Source organism: Siculibacillus lacustris, from assembly GCF_004328075.1.
Lineage (GTDB): Bacteria > Pseudomonadota > Alphaproteobacteria > Rhizobiales > Ancalomicrobiaceae > Siculibacillus > Siculibacillus lacustris.
Window position 1 is genome coordinate 15,995 of record NZ_SJFN01000037.1, and the last position, 21,020, is coordinate 37,014.

A 21,020-nucleotide genomic window follows, 5' to 3' on the forward strand; every position below is an offset into this window, starting at 1 on the left:
GGTTACTCTCCCTGGGGGCCCGGGGCGGCCGGACCGCGGTCGTCGCCCGCGACCACATGGCCGATATAGGGCAACTCGCGGTAGGCGTGACCCATGTCCATGCCGTAGCCTACCACGAACAGGTCGGGACAGACGAAACCGACGAAATCGCCCTCGAAGGGCACGGCGCGGCGGCCATGCTTGTCGAGCAGCACGGCGATGCCGACCCGGGCGGCGCCGCGATCGATCATCAATTGCCGGGCGAAAGCCAGCGTCCGGCCGGACTCGAGGATGTCGTCGACCAACAGCACGTTGCGGCCGACCACGTCGGTCTCGAGATCGCGCAGCACGGTGACGTGGCCGCTCGATTCGGTGCCGGCGCGATAGCTCGACAGCGACATGAAGTCGACTTCCGGCGAGATGCCGGCGCCGTGCAGCGCGCGGATCAGATCGGCGGCGAAGACGAATCCGCCCTTGAGGACCGCCACCACCAGCACGTCGTCGCGAAATCCGGCGTCGCGGATCTCGGCGGCGAGCGTTCGGTTGCGCTCGGCGATCGCCTCGGCGCTGAAGAGAATGTCGATTCGTCGAGCGGTCATGGAAGTCCTGCCTGGAGATTGCGTCGTTCGACGAAACGGACCTGCACGTCGGTCGCCTGATCGGGCGGGGCGGCGAGTCGGGTGCGGAAACGGATGCTGTCGCCGGCGGCCAGCGCCGTGGCCTTGGGTTCGACCGACCACGCGTAGAGTTCCTGCGAATCGCCGCCGCGCAGCGCGAAGCGCAGGGCGGGGACGTCGCGGGTGTCGCGGGTGGTGTTGGTGACCGAGCCCTCGACCACCAGCACGGTCTGGCCGTTCTCGATCTCGCGCAGGGTCGAGATGCGGTCGAAGGCGAGGCCGCGCAGATTGACCTCGAGGCCGAGGGTCGCATAGAGGCCGGCGAGATCGGGGCGGGCGGCGACGATCGCGCCGCGGAAGGTCACCAGCCCGGCGATCACCAGACAGGCGGAGACGAAGATCAGCGGCCCGACGAAGGGCGAGAGCCGGGCGAACAGGCGCGACGGATCGGGCCAGGCGATGGACGGCAGCTTCAGGCGCGGCAGTCGCGAGGTCTTCGACTTCGATTTGACCCTGACGCGCGGCGGCTCGGCCGGATGGACCGGGGCGGTCGGTTCGTCGGGTTCGTCGAAGGCGTCGAACGCGGGCGATGCGGCGGCCGCCGCGAGGGGTGGGGCTGCGGCGGGTGCCGGGGGCGCCGGTTCGGGATCCCGCGACGCGGCGGTGACGGGTTCTCCGAAGAGATCGTCCACCTCGACGCGGGCGGCGGCCGAGGGCGGGGCGACCGGTTCGGCGGGCGGCGCGGCGCCGGCGCGCGGCGCCGGGCGCTCGAAGTCGGGTTCGGGTTCGGGCGTGGGCACCGCCGCGTCCGGTTCGGCCAGGGTCACGCGCCATTCGTCGCCGCACTTGGTGCAACGGACCTTGCGACCCTTCGGACCGATGCGGTCGTCGGGGATCGTGTAACCGGTGTCGCAGGTCGGGCAATGGGCGCGCATGATCACTTCGCGGGTGGCGGGGCGGGAACCACCATCGGTCATCCGTCTGAACGGCACGTAAACCCCCGGGGCGAGGACCGACGCCCCGGGGGCGGACGATGACGGCGATGGTCAACACATCCTAAACTCGACAAGGTGCAGAATCGCAGAGAATCACGTCCGTCGCATCCCCGATCTCGAGATCGCCGGCGGCGCGGACCAGAGGCCGGGTGCGGACGCCGGATCGGAAAGCACAAAGGCTTGATCAAGTTCGAGAATGTCGGCCTCAGATACGGCATGGGACCGGAGGTGCTGCGCGACCTCACCTTCGAGATCGCGCCGAGCTCCTTCCAGTTTCTGACCGGCCCTTCGGGGGCGGGCAAGACCAGTCTGATTCGGCTGCTGTTCATGTCGCTGAAGCCGACGCGCGGGCTGATCTCGGTGTTCGGCCGCGACACGGCGCGGGTCGGGCGCAGCGACCTGCCGTCGCTCCGGCGGCGAATCGGCGTGGTGTTCCAGGACTTCCGGCTGCTCGACCACCTCACCACCTACGAGAACGTGGCGCTGCCGCTGCGGGTGCTCGGCAAGTCGGAAGCCGGCTACCGCGCCGACGTGGTCGATCTCTTGCAGTGGGTGGGGCTCGGCGAGCGCATGCACGTGCTGCCGCCGGTCCTGTCGGGCGGCGAGAAGCAGCGCGCGGCGATCGCCCGGGCGCTGATCACCAAGCCGGAGATCCTGCTCGCCGACGAACCGACCGGCAACGTCGATCCGCCGCTCGCCCGCCGGCTGCTGCGCCTGTTCATCGAACTCAATCGCCTGGGCACCTCGGTGCTCATCGCCACCCACGATCTCGCGCTGATGGATCAGGTCGATGCCCGTCGCATCGTCCTGGCCGACGGCCGGATCGAGATCTACGAGTGAGGGGAGCGATGACCGCCGACGACCGCCTCGAACCGCCGCCGCTCGATCCGCCGCCGTCCTTCGGGCCGCGGCGGATGCGGGCGTCGCTGTCGTCGTCGCTGGGGCGCCCGACGGCGGCCCGCGATCTCGACGGCGCGGGACGGCGCGAGCCGACCATCGCCCCGTCCGCGCCGGAGGTCACGGTGTCCGTCGCCGCACCCGCTTCGCCGGAGCCGGCGCCGGAGGTCCTGCCGCGAGATGCGCCGGCCGTGAACGCCGCGGCGAGCGGCGGCGCACCGTCGGGCGGCCATCGGCCGGCCGCAGCACGACCGAGCGCCGCGCGCGCCGGCGGCCGGGCGCCGAAGCCGAAGGGGCCGGCGCGGCCGCCACCGGGCAAGACGATCGTGCCGCCGCAGGCGGTGGCCGGGCGGGCGCTGGTCTCGGTGGTGGCGATCATGTGTTTCCTCGCCGCGCTGGCGGTCGGCGTGCTGACCCTGGTGGTCGCCGCCGCCCAGGACTGGCAACTCGACGTCAGCCGCGAGGCGACGATCCAGGTCAAGCCGATCGACGGGCAGGCGATCGAGCCGCGGCTGGCCAAGGCGCTCGACATCGCCCGGGCGACCCGCGGGGTGCGCTCGGCGCGGCTGGTCGACGAACGCGAGAGCGCGGCGCTGCTCGAACCCTGGCTCGGGCGCGGGCTCGACCTGTCGTCGCTGCCGATCCCGCGGCTGGTGGTGGTCGACCTCGCCGATCCGGCGACCGCCGATCTCACCGGGCTCCGGCTGCGGATCGCCGCCGAGGTCGCCGGCGCAGCGGTCGACGACCATGCGGTGTGGGCGGCGCGGCTGCGCACCATGGCCGGGGCGATGGTGGTGGTCGGGGTCGGCGTGGTCGGACTGATGCTGGCGGCGATGGTGCTGTCGGTGGTGTTCGCGACCCGGGCGGCAATGGCCGGCAATCGCGAGGTGATCGAAGTGCTGCACTTCGTCGGTGCCGAGGATCGCTTCATCGCCCGGCAGTTCCAACGCCATTTCCTGCTGCTGGGCCTGCGCGGCGGGGCGATCGGCGGCTCGGCGGCGGCGGCGGCCTTTCTGATCGCCGACTTCGCGACCCGCAGCGGTCGCGCCGATGGGCTCGCCGATCAGGCGCAGGCGCTGTTCGGCGGCTTCTCGGTCGGGCTCGCCGGCTACGCCGCGGTGATCGGGTTGGTCGCCGTGGTCGCGGCGCTGACGGCGATCACCTCGCGGGCGACGGTGCTCGGTCATCTCGGCCGGCTGGATTGATCGCGATGGGGCTCGAAATCACCCGGTGGATCCCGCGGATCGTGGATTCTGGTAGACTGCGCAGATGAAGGACAGATCGGCACGGTCGCGCCCGGGCGACCGCGACAAGGGCGCCGCCGGCGGGACGTCCGGGTCTCCGCAGCGGCGGCACGGCCCCCTGCGGGCGGTGGCGACGGTGGCGATCGGCGCGGTGGTGGCCCTGGCGGTCGCGGCGGCGCTGTTCGCGGCCGGCTTCGTGCGCTTCGCGGTGGTGGTGGCCGGATCCGAGCCGGCCGAGGACGTGCGCGCCGATGCGATCGTCGCCCTGACCGGCGGGCGCGACCGGGTCCAGGGGGCGGTCGATCTCCTGGAGGCGGGCCGTGGCCGGCGGCTGCTGATCTCCGGCGTCCACCCGATGACCACCGCCGACGACATCGCCCGGGCGACGGAATCCGACCGGCGGATGTTCGGCTGCTGCGTCGATCTCGGCCATCGCGCCGAATCCACCGCCGGCAATGCCCGCGAAGTCGCCGAGTGGGCGCGGGCGCGCGGCTTTTCCAGTCTGGTGGTGGTGACCAGCGCCTACCACATGCCGCGGTCGTTGGTGGAACTGGAACGCGCCGCGCCGGGGATCCGCATGGTGCCCTATCCGGTGATGCGGCCCGATCTCCATCTCGACCGCTGGTTTCTGCATCCGGCGACGACCAAACTTCTCTTGCACGAGTACCTGAAGTATATGGGCGCGAGGTTCGGTCTGGCGACGCCCCACGGCCAGCCGACGATGGTCGCCCAGGCGACCGCGAGCGGAGCGACGCGCTGACGTCGGCTCGGCGATCGCTGCGAGGACGACGACCGCATGCTCATTCTCCGAAGTCTGGCCTTCAATGCCTTCTTCTATCTCCACACCATCGCCTGGCTGATCGGCATGTTGCCGACCCTGCTGATGTCGAAGGCGGTGACGCTGGCCTGCGTCAAGCAGTGGGCGCGGATCAATCGCTGGTCGCTGGGGGCGATCGCCGGGGTCAGAGTGGAGATCCGCGGGCTCGAGAACGTGCCGACGACCGGGGCGATCATCGCCTCCAAGCACCAGTCGACCTTCGAGACGGTGGCGCTGCTCGATCTGTTCCGCGATCCGACCTACGTCCTGAAGCGCGAACTGCTGAGGATCCCGCTGTTCGGGCGCTATGCGCAGATGGCCGAACAGATCGCCGTCGACCGCACCGCGGGCCGCGCGGCGCTGACCGAGATGGCGGCGCGGGCCAAGGCGGAAGCCACCAAGGGTCGGCAGATCATCATCTATCCGGAAGGCACGCGGCGTCCGGCCGGAGCGCCGCCGGCCTACAAGCACGGCGTCGCCCATCTCTACCGCGAACTCGGGGTGCCGATGGTGCCGGTGGCGCTCAATGCCGGTCTGTTCTGGGGGCGGCATCAGTTCCTGCGCCATCCCGGCACTCTGGTGCTGGAGTTCCTGCCGGCGATCCCGCCCGGGCTGCCGATGAAGGTGGCCTTCGCGGCGATGTGCGCGGCGATCGAGACCGGCTCCGACCGGCTGATCCGCGAGGCGCTGGCGGCCGACGATCCGCCGCCCTTGCCGCCCGAGGGGCGCGATTTCCTCGCGCGAACCGCTGCCGCGACGACCGCCGCGCGGGGACTTGTGGACGACGCGTAAACGTTCTATGTATGTTCCTGTGGACAGGGACGCGAGGACGACGATGCGCGGCAGGGCACCCAGACTCGACGACGGCGACACCAGTCTTCCGGTGGCGGGCGGTCTGGCGCGGCGCTTTCGGGCGTGGCGCGGCGCCTCGGGTCGGCGCTACGTCTTCACCCGAATCGAAGGCCGCGACCTGCCCCAGGGCGACCTCGACGACGCGGTGGTGGCGGTGCGCTGCGGATCGATGGTGCCGGCGACCTTCGCCGAGGCGCGGGACCTGACGCCGGCGACGCGGGCCGGCGATTGCGAGATCTTCGCCCATTATCTGGCGCCGACCGCCGCCGACCGGCTGGCGGTGTTGGCCGATCTCGACCGGGCGACCGCCTTCTTCGGCGGTTCGCTCCTCCCGGACTGACATCATCCCGACGCACCCGCGACGACGCGGCAGAGTCCCGGCGGCCTCGACAGGGCCGCAGCGGTCGCCGAAGCTCGGCCGGCGATTCGCGGACGGCCGGAGGCGAGACATGACGGAGACGGGCGGGCAGACGGCGTCGCGGCGCAGGCGGCGTCTGTCGACGATGATGATCGGGCTCCTGGTGATCGGCGCGGTGGCGTGGTCGGCGCTGTGGTACGTCGGTCGCGCCCAGGCGCTGGCGCGGGTCGACGCCGGTCTCGCCGAGCTCGCGCGCCGCGGCGTGGTGGTGACGTGCCCCGAGCCGGTGATCGGCGGCTATCCCTTCCGCATGGAACTGGCGTGCGCCTCGCCGAGCCTGGCGCTTCCCGCCGCGGGCGTGGTCGCCTCGGGGGCGGCGCTGCGACTGGTCGCCCAGGTCTGGGATCCCTTCCTGGTGATCGCCGAGATCGACGGGCCGATCGCCGCCGAGGACGGGCGCGGCGGCGATGTGGCGACGACCCTCAAGGCGCTTCAGATTTCGCTGCGGTGGTCGCCGAGCGGGGTCGAGCGCCTGTCGCTGGCGATCGACGAGGCCGACGCGACCTTCCGATCGGCGACTGGCCCGGCGATCCGCGCGGTTGCGACGCGGTTCGAGGCGCACGGCCGGCGCAGCGGCGCGCAAGGGCAGGATCTCGATCTGGCGATGACGGCGACGGCCGGGGCGGTGACCGTCGACGGCCGACGGGCGGGGCCGCGCCGCGCCGATCTGACGATCGCCGCGACCCTGGTCGGAGCGGCGGTGCCGGGGCCGGGCGATCGTCTCGCGGCTTTCGTCGCCGCGGGCGGACGGATCGAGCCGCTGCATCTCGGCCTCGGCGCGAGCGGCGTGACCATCGACGGGGACGGCGCTCTGCGGCTCGGGGCCGACGGGCTCCTTCAGGGGACGATCGCCACCACGGCGAACGGGCTCGCGCATCTGGTGACGGCGCGCGACGATCTCGGACCGGAACTGACCGCGGCGATCGGCTCCTATGGCCTGTTCGGCCGCCCGTCGACCGACCCGGCGCGACCGGGGCGTCGCCTCGATCTGGTGATCGAGGCCGGTCAGGCGCGGCTCGGCCGGCTGGTGATCGGCCGGATTCCACCGATCCTCCCGCCGGCCGGGCGCTGAGGCGGGAAACGTCGAACGGCGTGTTCGCCGATTCGGGCATCGACAAATCGATTCGGCTCCCCAGATCTGCTCCCCGAACGGTCGCTCGAGCGACCCACCCGATCCCGACCGGCCGCCGTGGCGACCCGGTCCGCTCCCGAGGAGACCCCTTTGACCGCCAAGTCCGTCGCCCGCGTCGTCGCCGTCCGCAGCACCCATTGGGTCGGCGACGGTTTCCTGGTCCGTCCGATGTTCGGCGATCTCGCCTTCACCGCCGCGCTCAGCCCGTTCCTGATGTTCGACTGGGCGGCGCCGACCCCGTTCGCGCCGTCGCCGGTGCCGCGCGGCGTCGGCGCCCATCCCCATCGCGGCTTCGAGACCGTGACGCTGGTCTACGACGGCGTGGTCGAACACCGCGATTCGGCCGGACACGCCGGGGCGATCGGTCCGGGCGACGTGCAGTGGATGACCGCCGGATCGGGCGTGCTGCACGAGGAGAAGCACGGCCGGGCCTTCGCGGCACGCGGCGGCACTGCCTCGATGGCCCAGCTGTGGGTCAATCTGCCGGCCGCCGCCAAGATGACCGCACCGCGCTATCAGGCGATCGTCGCGGCCGAGATCCCGACCGTGACCACCGCCGGCGGCCGGGTGCGGGTGGTCGCCGGCACGCTCACCGATCCGGCCGGCACGGTCCATGTCGGCCCGGCCGCGACGGTCACGCCGCTGTCGGTGTGGGACGGCACGCTCGGCGCCGACGAGGTCTTCGCGGCGCCGGTGGCGGCCGGATGGACGACGCTGGTGGCGGTGCTCGACGGCGCGGTCAGGGTCGGCGGCAGCCGGGTGGCGGGCGGCACGGTGGCGCTGCTGGCCTCCGACGGCGACGGTGTGGCGATCGCCGCGGAGGGCGAGGACGCGCGCTTCCTGGTGCTGGCCGGCGAGCCGATCGCCGAACCGATCGCCCACTACGGTCCCTTCGTGATGAACACCCGCGAAGAACTGTGGATGGCGATGGACGATTTTCAGAGCGGCCGGATGGGCGTCCTCGAAGACGTCTGACGTGGGTTTCTCTGCCGGTGCGGCCGACTCCACGATCGCGCCGCCTCCCTGTTCGTCCGAAGGTCGGGCATTTGCTCGAGATCTCCGCAGATGCGAGCCTCTAGGCAGCGGCCGCGTTTGTGGCAAGATGGGCGGACGGGATCGGCGTCGTGTGGCAAATCGCCACATGCGTTTCGGCCTCCCGACGCGCGAGGCCGCGGGGCAGGGTTCCCGCGGCTCATCCGTGAGGGGCACCATGAGCGAGATCAACGTCACTGCGAGCGAAACCAGCGTCACGTCCGAACTGTGTCGCAAGCTGCGATCGATCATGCGCTTCGCAGCGATCGACCAGGGAGCGACCTACACGATCGGCCAGATGTCGAGCCATCTCGGGGTGTCGCTCAGGACGTTGCGCTTCTACGAGCAGGCGGGGCTGCTGTCCCCCGACCGCAACGGCCAGCGCCGGCTCTATTCGCCGGCCGATCTCGAGCGGCTGGAGATCATCGTCACCCTGCGCGAGCTGGAAGTGTCGCTGGCGGCGATCCGGCAGTTGTTCGGGGCGATCGACGAACAGGACCCGAGCGCGCTGGCGCTGGTCGAGACGGCGATCGCCGGCACGCTCGAATCGCTGCTGCGCGACAACGTCGCGCGGATCAACGAACTCGAGGGCATCAACCGGCGCATCGCCGATGTCCGGGTCGGGCTCGCCCAGGACTGAGGCGCGGCCTCAGGCGGCGAGCGCCCGGCGCTCGTCGACGATCCGCACCACGTCGGCGATGATCTCGGTGATCTGGAAATCCTTCGGCGTGTAGACGCCGGCGACCCCCAGGGCGCGCAGCGCCGCGGCGTCTTCGGCGGGAATGATGCCGCCGACCACCACCGGCACGTCGTCGAGCCCGGCCGCCTTCATCCGCTGCAGCACGTCCTCGACCAGGGCGAGATGCGACCCCGACAGGATCGACAGGCCGACGGCGTGCACGCCCTCCTCGAGGGCGGCGTTGACGATCTGCGCCGGGGTCAGGCGGATACCCTCGTAGACCACCTCCAGGCCGCAGTCGCGGGCGCGCACGGCGATCTGCTCGGCGCCGTTCGAATGGCCGTCGAGGCCGGGCTTGCCGACCAGGAACTTGAGGCGACGGCCGAGCCGGGCGGAGACCGCGTCGACGGTCGCGCGCACCGCGGCGAGATCGCCGCCGCCGTCCTGGGCGGCGCGGCCGACGCCGGTCGGGGCGCGATATTCGCCGAACACGCCGCGCAGCGCCGCGCCCCATTCGCCGGTGGTGACTCCGGCCTTGGCGGCGACGATCGACGGTTCCATGATGTTGCGGCCTTCGGCGGCGGCGGCCTGGAGGTCGGCGAGCGCGGCGGCGACGGCACTGGGATCGCGGGCGGCACGCCAGGCGGCGAGGCCGGCGATCGCTTCGGCCTCGACATGGGCCGGCACGGTGAGGATCGAGCCTTCGCCGGTGGTCAGCGGCGAGGGTTCGGTCTCGCGGAAGCGGTTGACGCCGACCACGGTCGCGGTCCCGGCCTCGATCGCCTCGAGCCGGCGGGTGTTCGATTCCACCAGCTTCTGCTTCATGTAGCTCGATTCGACCGCGGCGACGGCGCCGCCCATCGCTTCGATCGCCGCCAGCTCGGCCCGTGCTTCGGCGACCAGGGCTTCGACCTTGGCCTCGATCTCGGTCGATCCGGCGAAGATGTCGGCATATTCGAGCAGGTCGGTCTCGTAGGCGAGGATCTGCTGCATCCGCAACGACCACTGCTGGTCCCAGGGACGCGGCAGGCCGAGCGCCTCGTTCCAGGCCGGCAATTGCACGGCGCGGGCGCGGGCGTCGCGCGACAGGGTCACGGCGAGGGCCTCGATCAGGATGCGGTAGACGTTGTTCTCCGGCTGCGGTTCGGTCAGGCCGAGGGAATTGACCTGGACGCCGTAGCGGAAACGGCGGTTCTTCTCGTCGGTGACGCCCCAGCGCTCGCGGGTGATCTCGTCCCACAGGCGGCCGAAGGCGCGCATCTTGCAGAGCTCGGTGACGAAGCGCATGCCGGCGTTGACGAAGAACGAGATGCGGCCGACCGCCTCGCCGAATTCTTCCTCCGGAATCGCGCCGGTGCGGCGGACGTCGTCGAGCACGGCGATGGCGGTGGCCAGCGCGAAGGCCAGTTCCTGGACCGGCGTCGCCCCGGCCTCCTGCAGATGGTAGGAGCAGACGTTCATCGGGTTCCATTTCGGCATGGCCGAATAGGTCCAGGCGATGACGTCGGTGGTCAGCCGCATCGACGGCGCCGGCGGGAAGACGTAGGTGCCGCGCGACAGATATTCCTTGATCAGATCGTTCTGGGTGGTGCCCGCGAGCAGCCGCCGATCGGCGCCTTGTTCGTCGGCGACGGCGACGTAGAGGGCGAGCAGCCACGGCGCCGTGGCGTTGATGGTCATCGAGGTGTTCATCTGGTCGAGCGGAATGCCGTCGAACAGGGCGCGCATGTCGCCGAGATGGCTGACCGGCACGCCGACCTTGCCGACCTCGCCGCGCGACAGCGGGTGATCGGCGTCGTAGCCGGTCTGGGTCGGCAGGTCGAAGGCCACCGACAGACCGGTCTGACCCTTGGCCAGATTGGAGCGGTAGAGCCGGTTGGAGGCCGCCGCCGTCGAATGGCCGGCATAGGTCCGGAAGAGCCAGGGCTTGTCGGGGGTGGCGAGCGGCATGACGGAGCGTCCGATGACTGGGGGAAGGATCTCAATCGATTGGATACCGCAGCGCAACAGCGGAGTCAGCCCACACGATGGTAGGGCGGGCGACGGGGCCGGACGCCCGTCCGGGCGGGCGCGGAGGTCCGGAAGTCGAAGAACGGCGAAACGATTTCAATCCTTTAGTATTATGGAAAACTCCGGTGTTCCGGGAGGATAGTGCGGCCGACGGTCGCAGTGCGGCATGAGCTCGCGAAGCGCTGCTGCGCTGCAATATCGACGCTGCGGTCCCGCGAGTGGCCGCCGACGAAGCCACGAGGACAGACGGTCATGGGCGGGAACGACAGGGCGGCCGACGAACGGCCGGTGAAGGACCTCTACGCGGTCGGCGAGATCCCGCCGCTCGGACACGTGCCCAAGGACATGTGGGCCTGGGTGATCCGTCGCGATCGCCACGGGCCGCCGGAAGAGGCGATGAAGCTCGAGGTGGTGCCGACCTGGGAGATCGACAGCCACGACGTGCTGGTCCTGGTGATGGCGGCGGGCGTCAACTACAACGGCGTGTGGGCCGGCCTCGGCCAGCCGATCTCGGTGTTCGACGTCCACAAGCAGCCCTACCACATCGCCGGTTCGGACGCCGCCGGCATCGTCTGGAAGGTCGGCTCGAAGGTCAAGAACTGGAAGATCGGCGACGAGGTCGTCATCCACTGCAATCAGGACGACGGGGACGACGAAGAGTGCAACGGCGGCGATCCGATGCTGTCGTCGTCGCAGCGGATCTGGGGCTACGAGACCCCGGACGGATCCTTCGCCCAGTTCGCCCGCGTCCAGGCGCGCCAACTGCTGCCGCGGCCGCAGCACCTCAGCTGGGAGGAGAGCGCCTCCTATACGCTGACGCTGGCGACCGCCTATCGCATGCTGTTCGGCCACGAGCCGCACGAGTTGAAGCCCGGCATGAACGTGCTGGTGTGGGGCGCCTCGGGCGGGCTCGGGGTGTTCGGCGTGCAACTCTGCGCGGCGGCCGGGGCCAATGCGATCGGGGTGATCTCCGACGAATCCAAGCGCGACTACGTGATGAGCCTCGGCGCCCGCGGCGTCATCAACCGCAAGGACTTCGACTGCTGGGGACAGCTGCCCAAGGTCGGCAGCCCCGAGTACGACAAGTGGTTCACCGAAGTCCGCAAGTTCGGCAAGGCGATCTGGGACATCACCGGCAAGGGCAAGAACGTCGACATGGTGTTCGAGCACCCCGGCGAGACGACCTTCCCGACCTCGACCTTCGTGGTCAAGCGCGGCGGCATGGTGGTGTTCTGCGCCGGTACCTCGGGCTTCAACATCACCTTCGATGCCCGTTACGTGTGGATGCACCAGAAGCGCATCCAGGGGTCGCATTTCGCCCATCTCAAGCAGGCCGCCGCCGCCAACCGCTTCGTGCTGGAGCGGCGGGTCGAGCCCTGCATGTCGGAAGTCTTCGTCTGGGACGAAGTGCCGCTGGCCCACACCAAGATGTGGAAGAACCTGCATCAGCCCGGCAACATGGCGGTGCTGGTGTCGTCGCCGAAGCTCGGGCTGAAGACCCTCGACGACGCGATCGAGGCCGGCCGCGGCTGAGCCGCGGCGCGGGCGTCTCGGTGGGTGAACGGCGGCGCGATCGGCGCCGGCGGCGGAACCGGACCGGCACGACGGCCGTTGCCGGGAGGGCGACGGCGGACTAGGGTCCGGAGCCCTCCGCCCGTCGGGCGGGCGAGCCTCCGGGGATGGCGATGAAGTTCAAGCTCTGCTGCGCGACCGACGAGAACTACACGCAGATGACCAGCGTGATGATCGTCTCGGCGCTGGCCAACAGCCGAGAGGACATCTCGGAGATCCACGTCTTCTGCCATCGCCTGGCGCCGGCGAGTCTCGACCTGTTGCGGCAGTTGGCGCCCGATCTGGTCCACATCCACGATCACCGCCGGATCCCGCCGATGATCGCCGCGGTGCCGCTGGCGGTGCGGCCGAGCGCGGCGATGTGGATGCGGGTGATGGCCCCCGACGTGATTCCGGTGAGCGACGAGCGGATCGTCTATCTCGACTGCGACGCGGTGGTCGACCGGCGGCTCGACGCTCTGACCCGGCTCGACCTCGAGGGGCGGGTGGTGGCGGCGGTCGAGGACTTCGCCAAGGCCAAGCACGCCGGCTGGAACGAGCGCCTGGGGCTGCCGCTCGACACGCCCTATTTCAATTCCGGGGTGCTGGTGATCGATCACCGGCGCTATGTCGAAGAGGGCTGGTCGCAGCGGATCACCGACATCTCCCGCGAGATGCCGGACAAGCTGGTGCGGGTCGATCAGGACGCCTTCAACATCGCCTGCGCGCGAGCCGGCGGCTGGACCAAGCTCGATCCGACCTACAACGCCCACGCCAGCTCGGCGCGCACCAAGCGCGGCGGCGTCGCCGAGGTGTTCGCCGGCGCCCACGTGATCCATTTCGTCGGCCGCCGCAAGCCGACCGACGTCGACTGCACCCATGCCGCCAAGGACGTGTTCCTGCGCTACCGGGCGATGAGCCCCTATGCCGACGTACCGCTGCGCGGAGTGATGGCGCGCGAGGTCTACAATCGGCTGCGGGCGACCTGGGAGGCGATCCGGCTCGCCGCCTGGACGGTGACCGCACCGGTGATCCGCCGCCTGCGCGGCTGAGCCGTCAGGCGGCGCCGGGCGCCTCTTCGCCCGCGCGGCGGGCGGCGAAGGCGCGGCGCAAGGTCTCGATCGAGTGGTTGATCTCGGCGCCGAGCAGGAAGATCAAGCCGATGATGTAGAAGAACAGCATCGAGGCGATGGCCCCGCCGAGCCCGGCGTAGGTCTTGGCGTAGCCGGAGAAGTGCGACAGGTACCAGGAGAACACCAGACCGGCGACGAACCACAGGGCCAGCGTCACCAGGATCCCCGGCAGGACTCCCGAAATGGTCTGGCGGCGGGCCGGCAGCCAGAGATGGGCCGAGATCAGGAACATGAAGACGCCGAAGGTGAAGAACACCAGCGGCAGCCGGTTGAAATAGGACCAATAGGGGCCGATCTCCGGGGCGTGCGGCAGCAGGAGCCCCCACAGCACCGGCAGCACGACGACCAGAAATCCCAACCCCAGGATGACGATCCCGCCGATCAGCATGAAGAACGTGCCTTCGAGGCGGCGGATCAGGAAGTGGCGGTCGTCGTAGGAGCGATAGGCGTAGTTCAGGCCCATCCGCAGGCTCTCGACGAGACCCGTCACGATCACCCCGAGCAACAGGGCACCGATGGTCAGCACCCGGCTCTGGGAGGTCGACAACACCGCCGAGACCTCCGGCCGCAGGATCTTGGCGACCTCGTCGGGCAGTACCGCGAAGATGCCGCCGGTGCCCTGGGTGGCGGCTTCGGCGAGCTCGGCGCCGCCCCAGTAGCCGGCCAGGCCCGTCACCAGAATCATGAAGGGAAACAGCGAGAACAGGATCGCGAAGGCGATGTTGGAGGCGTGGGCGAAGGATTCGTTGCGGAACAGCCCCCAGTAGATCGCGTCCCAGACCACGTGACCGATCGCGCGCCAAGGCCCGCGCGGCGGCAGCGGTGTCGGGGCAGTGGGGGGCAAGGTGTCCAGTTGCGACATGGCGCGAAAGTTAGGGGAGGGGAAGGACCGAGACAATCGCCTTTTTCGCGGATCCGAAGCGGGGCGAGAGGGTGGCTCGACGCGAATCGGGGAGCGAACTGTGCTTTCGCCGCATTCGGCGGGCACTGGTCGGTCCGCCGCGTTCGTGCGATTCTCGCCGTCGGTCCCACCCGAGACACCGGAACCCCGAGCCGTGATCCTGTCCTTCGCCCGCGCGTTCGCCGCCGCCACCCTGTTGCTCGCGCTGGTCGCGGTCCCGCTCTCCGGTTCGCACGCCCAGGGCGGCCCGCCGCCGACGATCACCGTGGCGCCGCCGGCCGCCGCCAAGGCCAAGCCCGACGAGACCCAGGTCAAGCTCGACGCGCTGAAGACCGAGATGGAGCAGATCGCCACCTGGGTGGTGCGCGACGGCCAGAGCGACAAGCGGCTCGCCGAAATGCGCGCCCGGATCGACGAATTGCGCAAGGCGGCCGAGGAGATCGACGCCCAGGACAGCCCGCGGCGGACGGCGATCGAGGCGCGGCTGAAGCAGCTCGGGCCGGCGCCGCAGGCCAAGGAGGACGAGCCGGCACCGGTCGAGGCCGATGCGCTGAAGACCGAACGCGAAGAGCAGCAGAAGCTGGCCGCGGCGGTCGAGGGGCGGGTCAAACAGGCCCAGCTCTTACAACTGCGCGCCGACGAGATCGTCCGGACGATCGCCGACATCCGCCGCAAGCGCTTCACCAGCCAGCTGTTCGACCAGTCGCGCTCGCTGCTCGAGCCGGCGCTGTGGGGCGAGGCGGCGCAGGCGGTGCCGACCACCGTGTCGTCGGCGAGCTATCTGTTGCGCGACTGGTTCGGGCTCCTGGTGTCGCGCGGCGGCGAGACGGCGCTCGCCGTCGGACTGGCGCTGGCGGCGATCGGCGCGCTGCTGCTCGGCATGCGCCATCGGCTGATTCGCCTGACCACCCGCGAAGCGACGGTCGAACAACCGCCGGCGTTGCGGCAGGCGGCGGTGGCCACCGGCATCGTGATGCTCAACATGGTGGTGCCGCTGTTCGGCCTGTGGGCGGTGACCCGGGCGCTGACTCTGTTCGATCTCAATCCGACGCGGGTCGATCACTTCCTCGAGGCGATCGTCCAGGGTCTCGCCGCGGCGATGACCATCTACGGCATTTCGCTGGCGCTGCTGGCGCCGGGCAAGCCGCAATGGCGGCTGGCGGCGGTCGGCGACGCCACGGCGACGCGGGTGCTGCGGCTCCTGTCGATCCTGGCGGTCAGCCATGGCCTCGGCATCACCGCCGAGCGGATGTTCGACGTGCTGTCGGCGCCGGTCGCCGAGATCATCGCGGTGACCGGGCTGTTCGCGGTGGGCGATTGCGTGCTGGTGATGATGGTGCTGCGGGCGGTGGCGCGGTCGCTGTCGCACGAGGACGAGCCGGCGGCGCAAGCGGCGGGCGAGGCCGAGGTCTCGGAGGCGGCGACCCGGCGCAGCTCGCTGTGGCGCTGGGTGATCCCGGTCGGCTGGCTGGTGGCGATCGGCGCGCTGGTGGCGCTGGCCGCCGGTCACGTCGCGCTGGCCGCCTTCATGACGCAGCAGTTGGTGCGCGGCGGCGCGGTGCTCGGCCTCCTGTCGCTGCTGCTGCTGCTCGCCGACGAGGTGATCGTCGCGACCTTCGACGTGCGCACCCGGGTAGGTACGATGCTGGTGCGCTCGATGGGCTTCTCGCGGGAGACGGTCGAGCAGATCGGCGTGATCCTGTCGGGGGCGGCGCGGCTGTTCCTGATCGCCCTCGGCACGCTGCTGGTGCTGACGCCGATCGGCCTCGATTCGCAGGACCTGCTGGCCGACGCCAAGGTGGCGTTCTTCGGCTTCAAGATCGGCAGCTTCACCTTCTCGCCCTCGGCGATCCTCAGCGGCGTGGTGTTCCTGGCGGTCGGCATCGCCCTGACCCGCGGCATCCAGGGCTGGCTCGACCAGAAGCTCCTGCCGCGCACCCGGCTCGACGTCGGCCTGAAGAATTCGATCCGCACCTCCTTCGGCTATGTCGGGGTGGTGGTGTCGGTGATGCTGGCCTTCTCGGTGGTCGGGCTCGATCTGCAGAATCTGGCGATCGTCGCTTCGGCCCTGGCGGTCGGCGTCGGCTTCGGCCTGCAGTCGATCGTCAACAACTTCGTCTCCGGACTGATTCTGCTCGTCGAACGCCCGATCAAGGCCGGCGATCTGGTCGAGGTCGGCACCGAGAAGGGCTTCGTGCGCAAGATCAACGTGCGCTCGACCGAGATCGAGACCTTCGATCGGGCCAGCCTGATCGTCCCGAACTCGACCCTGATCTCCGGCAACGTCAAGAACTGGATGCACCGCGACCTCACCGGGCGCTGCGTGGTCGACGTCGGGGCGGCCTATGACGCCGATCCGGACAAGGTGCGGGCGGCGCTGCTCGACTGCGCCCGGGAACACGCCAAGGTGCGGACCTTCCCGGCGCCGGGGGTGTTCTTCGTCGGCTTCGGCGACAACGCCCTGGAGTTTCGCCTGATCTGCACGGTCGGCAACGTCAACGACGCCTTCTCGGTGGAGAGCGATCTGCGCTTCTCGATCGTCCAGCGGCTCCGCGCCCTCGACATCACCATTCCCTTCGCCCAGCGCGACATCAACATCCGCCAGCTCGACGACCTGCAGGGCCTGATGGCGCGCTTCGTGCCCCCCGCCCCGCGCGGCGGCGGCGGACTTCCCGAGACCGACGCCTGAGCGCCGGTCGCCCCTCTCGTCCCAGGAGATCCGATGTCCCGGTCCTTCGCCGGCCGCATCCCGGCCGTCGCCACCCTCGTCCTCGCGCTCGCCGCCTGTTCCCGGCCGCCGGCGACGGTGGAGAACGTCCCGCCCTTCTACCAGCGCCTCGACATCTCGGGCCGTTCGGTCGATCCGGCCTCGTCCTTGTCGATGATCAACCAGTACCGCGGCAATCACGGCCTCGCGCCGCTGACCTGGGATCCGGCTCTGGCCCGGGTGGCGCAGAGCCAGTCTTCGGCGATGGCGGCGAGCGATCGGGTCCATTCGGTCGCCGACGCCGGGCTCGACGGCCAACTCGCCGGCGCGGGCATCGGCTACAAGATGTTCCTCGCCAATTTCTCGGCGGGCTACCGGACCTTTGCGGAGGCCTTCTCGGGCTGGCGCGAATCGAAGATCCACGACGCGACGATGCTGTCGCCGACCGCGACCCGGGTGGGTCTGGCGACCGCCCAGGCGCCGAACTCGAAGTACCAGATCTTCTGGACGCTGGTGGTGGTCGAGCCGCGCTGAGCGGCCGGCCGCGGCAGGGGGAAAGGGGGGCGAGCGGCTTGACTTGCCCCTCGCCCGCCCGTTATATCGCCCCGGTTCCGCATGGGGGCGCGTAGCTCAGCGGGAGAGCACCTCGTTCACACCGAGGGGGTCACAGGTTCGATCCCTGTCGCGCCCACCATTCCCCAAGTCCTTGTTTCGTCTGGCGTAAAACGCAGATCGAGGACTCCGCTCTCCCGTCCGATCGGTCAGGCTCGTCACGACGCCGTCACGGCGAGGGCGACGTCATGGCGACGATTCGAACGCGGGGCGACGACTGGCGAGCTCGAATCCGGCGAAAAGGACGGGCCTTGCAGACGCGGTCGTTCCCATCGCGGAAGGATGCGGGGGCGGGGGGCGCGGCAGATTGGAGGCCCTAACCGATCGCGGTGGCCTCTTCGCGGATCGAGATCTCACCGCGTAGATCGATCCGCCCGAGACCGGCACCGGAGACCCGTCCACAGGCTCCGGCGATCTCGAACTCGGTAAAGGGCGCGCAGCCGCCTTCGATGGCCGAGACCCCGGCGGCATGGACGGGGGCCGAATGTCTTCGCGATCCGTTGCTCCGAACCCGGCCGCGCGTCGTCGTCGTCGAACCCCGCGTCTCGGTTCCTCGGATCGATGCCGGTCGCCGGGACAAGGATCCGCCGGACCCGATCCATCGGGTCGGCCCGAACCGCTCGTGATCGCGTCCGCCCTTGCCCGTTCGGGATGCCGTTGGCGAACCGGCTCCGGCGCAACGCGTCCTGCGGCAGCGTCGGTCGCGGTCGGCGGGTGACCCGAGGCCGTCGCGACAAAAGCGCTTGCGCAAGCGCTTCGATGGCCGTAATCATAGCAAACAAGAAGAAAATGGGAGGATCGAAGGTTCTCATGAATATCAGAGCAGGATAGCTGCGCCACCTGACGTGGCGATGGCGCCTCGCGCCCTTCGTGAAGGGCGAAACGTGAGATCTTCCGAGTTCGGTTGCTCGTCGTGGCGACCGACAACCGACAGATTTGGCAAAATGGCAACCATGATCGACGTCGCGCGTGTCGCCGGCGTTTCCGTATCGACGGTCTCGCACGTGGTGAACGGCACTCGCCACGTCAACGAAGAAACCGTCGCGCTCGTCCAAGGGGCGATCGAACAGCTCGGGTTCGTGCCGAATGCGGTGGCGCGCTCGCTCGCCCGATCGTCGACCGACGCCATCGGCATCGCGATCTCGATCAGTACCAACTACTATTTCAACGACATCGTCTCGTCGATCGAGCGGGCCTGCTCGAAGATCGGTCGGCTGGTCTTCCTCTGCGACACCCAGAACGATCCGGAACGGGAGCTGAAGGTCGTCCGCGAGTTCGCGCACCGACGTGTGGACGGCGTGGTCCTGGCGCCGTCGGCAGACCCCGACAATCGCGCGATCGACTTCCTGTTCGCCAACAAGATGCCGTTCGTGCTGGTCGATCGTCTCACTTCGCCGCGCGCCGACGGCGTCTGCCTGCACAACCGTAAAGCCATGGAACTGCTGGTCGATCATCTTGTCGGCCACGGTCACGCGCGCATCGGTCTGGTGCCCGGCGAGCCCGGCCTCCAATCCACGGTCGAACGTATCGACGGCTATGTCCGCGCCCACGAGAAGCACGGCCTCGTCGTCGATCCGACGTTGATGAACGAGGGCAATGCCTCGAGCGAAGAGGCGCGTGTGGCGACCCGGCGGCTGCTCGAGCGTCCGGACCGGCCGACCGCCATCGCCGCGGGCAACAACCTCGCCACGGTGGGCGTGATGAAGGCGGTTCGCGAAACCGGGCTCTCCGTCCCCGACGATCTCGCGCTGATCGGCTTCGACGACTTCGAATGGGCCGATTGCTTCGAGCCGCGGCTGACCGTGATCGCCCAACCGAGCGAGACGATCGGGATGCGCGCCGCCGCGCTGTTGGCGACCCGCATCGCCGCGCCGGACGGACCGGTGAAGCAGGTCAGGGTCGCCCCGTCGCTGATCATCCGACGGTCCTGCGGGTGTGGGAGGAGCTGAGATGACCGCCGCCCTGAAGCTCGAGCACATCTCCAAGTCCTTCCCCGGCGTCCGCGCGCTCGCCGACGTGTCCTTCTCGCTGCGGCCGGGTGAAATCCGCGCCCTCGTCGGGGAGAACGGCGCCGGCAAGTCGACCTTGATGAAGATCCTCTCCGGCGCCTATTCCGCCGACGAGGGGCGCATCGAACTGTTCGGCGAACACGTCGTCGACCCGACGCCGGCCTCGATGATCGGGCGCGGCGTGGCGGTGATCTACCAGGAACTGGCGCAGGCGCCGCATCTGACGGTGACCGAGAACGTCCTGATGGGCCGCCTGCCGATGCGGGCGGGGCTCGTCGACTGGCCGCGGGCCCACCGCACGACCGCCGAGGTGATCACCCGCCTCGGCTTCGAGGTCGATCCGCGGGCCCGGATCGGCGATCTCTCGGTGGCCAAACGGCAGATGGTCGAAATCGCCAAGGCGATCGCCCGCAACGCCCGGATCATCGTGTTGGACGAACCCTCCGCCGTCCTGGCGCAGGCCGAGATCGATCAGTTGTTCCTGATCATCCGACAGTTGGCCGCCGAAGATGGCGTCGCCTTCGCCTACATCTCGCACCGCCTGCGCGAGGTCTTCGAGATCAGCGACACCGTCACCATCCTGCGCGACGGCAAGGTCGTCCATGACGGACCCTCCGCGGCGATGACCACCGACGGACTGATCCGGAGCATGGTCGGACGCGAGGTCGGCGACGTCTTCCCGACCCGCCATCCGCGCATCGGTGCCGAGGCGCTGGCGGCGACCGGCCTGACCACCCGCACGATGCTGAAGAACGCCGGCATCACCCTGCGACAGGGGGAGATCGTCGGGCTGTTCGGCCTCGCCGGGGCCGGCCGGACCGAACTCCTGCGGGCGATCTACGGCGCCGACCCGGTCGAGAGCGGCGAGCTCCGGGTCAAGGGACGGACCGTGACCACCGGCAGCCCGCGCCGGGGCATCGCCCTCGGCCTCGGTCTGGTGCCGGAGGATCGCAAGACCGAGGGCCTGTTCCTCATCCAGAGTGTCGGATTCAACATCATGTCGGCGAGCCTCGGCCGGATCCTGAGGCGCGGCCTGCTGTCGAGCCTGCTCGAGAAGCAGATCGTCCGCGGTCTGATCGACCGCCTGCACATCAAGACACCGAACGCGGCGACGGCCGCCCAGAACCTGTCCGGCGGCAACCAGCAGAAATGCGTGCTGGCCCGACTGGTCAGCGCCGGCTGCGAAATCCTGCTCGCCGACGAACCGACCCGCGGCGTCGACGTCGGCGCCAAGCGCGAGATCTACGATCTGTTGGTCGAACTCGCCGAGAGCCGCGGCCTCGCCATCCTGATGGCCTCCTCCGAGCTGCCGGAGATCCTCGGTCTGTGTGACCGGGTCTATGTGCTGCGCGAGGGCGAGGTCACCGCCGAACTCGATGCGCGGCGGACGACAGAGGAAGAAGTCATGCACTTCGCAGCGTTGCACTGATGATGG

The 21,020-nt window shown here is 69.9% G+C and carries 18 protein-coding genes and 1 tRNA gene; 15 read left to right on the forward strand and 4 right to left on the reverse strand.

Features of this window, described 5'->3' with window-relative positions:
- Nucleotides 1-2: 2 nt before the first annotated feature.
- Together hpt and EYW49_RS19080 are read right to left on the reverse strand one after the other, a co-directional pair.
- Nucleotides 3-578 (reverse strand): hypoxanthine phosphoribosyltransferase, encoded by a 576-nt coding sequence (gene hpt, locus EYW49_RS19075; protein ID WP_131311226.1) that lies wholly within the window; start codon nt 576-578, stop codon nt 3-5.
- Entirely contained in the window at nt 575-1,573 is a 999-nt protein-coding gene (locus tag EYW49_RS19080) for a zinc-ribbon domain-containing protein (protein ID WP_131311227.1), read from the reverse strand. The genes hpt and EYW49_RS19080 overlap by 4 nt, the downstream gene beginning before the upstream one ends.
- Nucleotides 1,574-1,771: 198 nt before the next feature.
- On the opposite strand from EYW49_RS19080, the gene ftsE reads away from it, so the two are divergent.
- The 8 genes from ftsE to EYW49_RS19120 all read left to right on the forward strand — a co-directional run bounded on the left by ftsE (nt 1,772) and on the right by EYW49_RS19120 (nt 8,623).
- Nucleotides 1,772-2,431 carry a cell division ATP-binding protein FtsE gene (ftsE, locus tag EYW49_RS19085; protein ID WP_131311228.1) on the forward strand — a complete coding sequence of 220 codons (660 nt, stop codon included), beginning with the start codon at nt 1,772-1,774 and terminating at the stop codon, nt 2,429-2,431.
- Nucleotides 2,432-2,439: 8 nt separating this feature from the next.
- Complete coding sequence (locus EYW49_RS19090; RefSeq protein WP_131311229.1) at nt 2,440-3,693, forward strand: cell division protein FtsX; 1,254 nt, start codon at nt 2,440-2,442, stop codon at nt 3,691-3,693.
- Between the two features lie 64 nt (nt 3,694-3,757).
- Nucleotides 3,758-4,492, forward strand: coding sequence for a YdcF family protein (locus EYW49_RS19095; protein ID WP_131311230.1), 735 nt, complete (start codon nt 3,758-3,760; stop codon nt 4,490-4,492).
- Between the two features lie 36 nt (nt 4,493-4,528).
- The gene (locus tag EYW49_RS19100; protein WP_131311231.1) at nt 4,529-5,341 is read left to right on the forward strand and encodes a lysophospholipid acyltransferase family protein; all 813 of its coding nucleotides are present in this window, start codon (nt 4,529-4,531) and stop codon (nt 5,339-5,341) included.
- Nucleotides 5,342-5,384: 43 nt separating this feature from the next.
- Nucleotides 5,385-5,741 carry a hypothetical protein gene (locus EYW49_RS19105; protein ID WP_131311232.1) on the forward strand — a complete coding sequence of 119 codons (357 nt, stop codon included), beginning with the start codon at nt 5,385-5,387 and terminating at the stop codon, nt 5,739-5,741.
- A 109-nt stretch (nt 5,742-5,850) separates the two neighbouring features.
- Entirely contained in the window at nt 5,851-6,891 is a 1,041-nt protein-coding gene (locus EYW49_RS19110; RefSeq protein WP_131311233.1) for a DUF2125 domain-containing protein, read from the forward strand.
- A gap of 150 nt (nt 6,892-7,041) precedes the next feature.
- On the forward strand, nt 7,042-7,926 hold the full coding sequence (locus EYW49_RS19115) for a pirin family protein (RefSeq protein ID WP_228259682.1): 885 nt from the start codon (nt 7,042-7,044) through the stop codon (nt 7,924-7,926).
- A gap of 235 nt (nt 7,927-8,161) precedes the next feature.
- Entirely contained in the window at nt 8,162-8,623 is a 462-nt protein-coding gene (locus EYW49_RS19120) for a MerR family transcriptional regulator (protein ID WP_165498335.1), read from the forward strand.
- A gap of 9 nt (nt 8,624-8,632) precedes the next feature.
- Here EYW49_RS19120 and EYW49_RS19125 read toward each other — a convergent pair whose 3' ends face one another.
- Nucleotides 8,633-10,612, reverse strand: a complete 1,980-nt coding sequence (locus EYW49_RS19125; protein WP_131311235.1) for a protein meaA — start codon at nt 10,610-10,612, stop codon at nt 8,633-8,635.
- A gap of 312 nt (nt 10,613-10,924) precedes the next feature.
- On the opposite strand from EYW49_RS19125, the gene ccrA reads away from it, so the two are divergent.
- Nucleotides 10,925-12,205, forward strand: coding sequence for a crotonyl-CoA carboxylase/reductase (gene ccrA, locus EYW49_RS19130; RefSeq protein ID WP_131311236.1), 1,281 nt, complete (start codon nt 10,925-10,927; stop codon nt 12,203-12,205).
- A gap of 152 nt (nt 12,206-12,357) precedes the next feature.
- Entirely contained in the window at nt 12,358-13,275 is a 918-nt protein-coding gene (locus tag EYW49_RS19135) for a glycosyltransferase family 8 protein (RefSeq protein WP_165498336.1), read from the forward strand.
- 4 nt (nt 13,276-13,279) lie between these two features.
- Here EYW49_RS19135 and EYW49_RS19140 read toward each other — a convergent pair whose 3' ends face one another.
- The gene (locus EYW49_RS19140; protein WP_131311238.1) at nt 13,280-14,218 is read right to left on the reverse strand and encodes a YihY/virulence factor BrkB family protein; all 939 of its coding nucleotides are present in this window, start codon (nt 14,216-14,218) and stop codon (nt 13,280-13,282) included.
- 193 nt (nt 14,219-14,411) lie between these two features.
- Here EYW49_RS19140 and EYW49_RS19145 point away from each other — a divergent pair, with 193 nt between their 5' ends.
- The 5 genes from EYW49_RS19145 (at nt 14,412) to EYW49_RS19165 (ending at nt 21,014) form a co-directional block, all read left to right on the forward strand.
- Entirely contained in the window at nt 14,412-16,946 is a 2,535-nt protein-coding gene (locus EYW49_RS19145) for a DUF3772 domain-containing protein (RefSeq protein ID WP_131311239.1), read from the forward strand.
- A gap of 33 nt (nt 16,947-16,979) precedes the next feature.
- The gene (locus EYW49_RS19150) at nt 16,980-17,498 is read left to right on the forward strand and encodes a CAP domain-containing protein (protein WP_131311240.1); all 519 of its coding nucleotides are present in this window, start codon (nt 16,980-16,982) and stop codon (nt 17,496-17,498) included.
- Nucleotides 17,499-17,583: 85 nt separating this feature from the next.
- A tRNA-Val gene (locus tag EYW49_RS19155) sits at nt 17,584-17,658 on the forward strand.
- A gap of 661 nt (nt 17,659-18,319) precedes the next feature.
- Complete coding sequence (locus tag EYW49_RS19160; RefSeq protein ID WP_228259683.1) at nt 18,320-19,525, forward strand: LacI family DNA-binding transcriptional regulator; 1,206 nt, start codon at nt 18,320-18,322, stop codon at nt 19,523-19,525.
- Between the two features lies 1 nt (nt 19,526).
- The gene (locus EYW49_RS19165) at nt 19,527-21,014 is read left to right on the forward strand and encodes a sugar ABC transporter ATP-binding protein (protein WP_131311241.1); all 1,488 of its coding nucleotides are present in this window, start codon (nt 19,527-19,529) and stop codon (nt 21,012-21,014) included.
- Nucleotides 21,015-21,020: the final 6 nt, after the last annotated feature.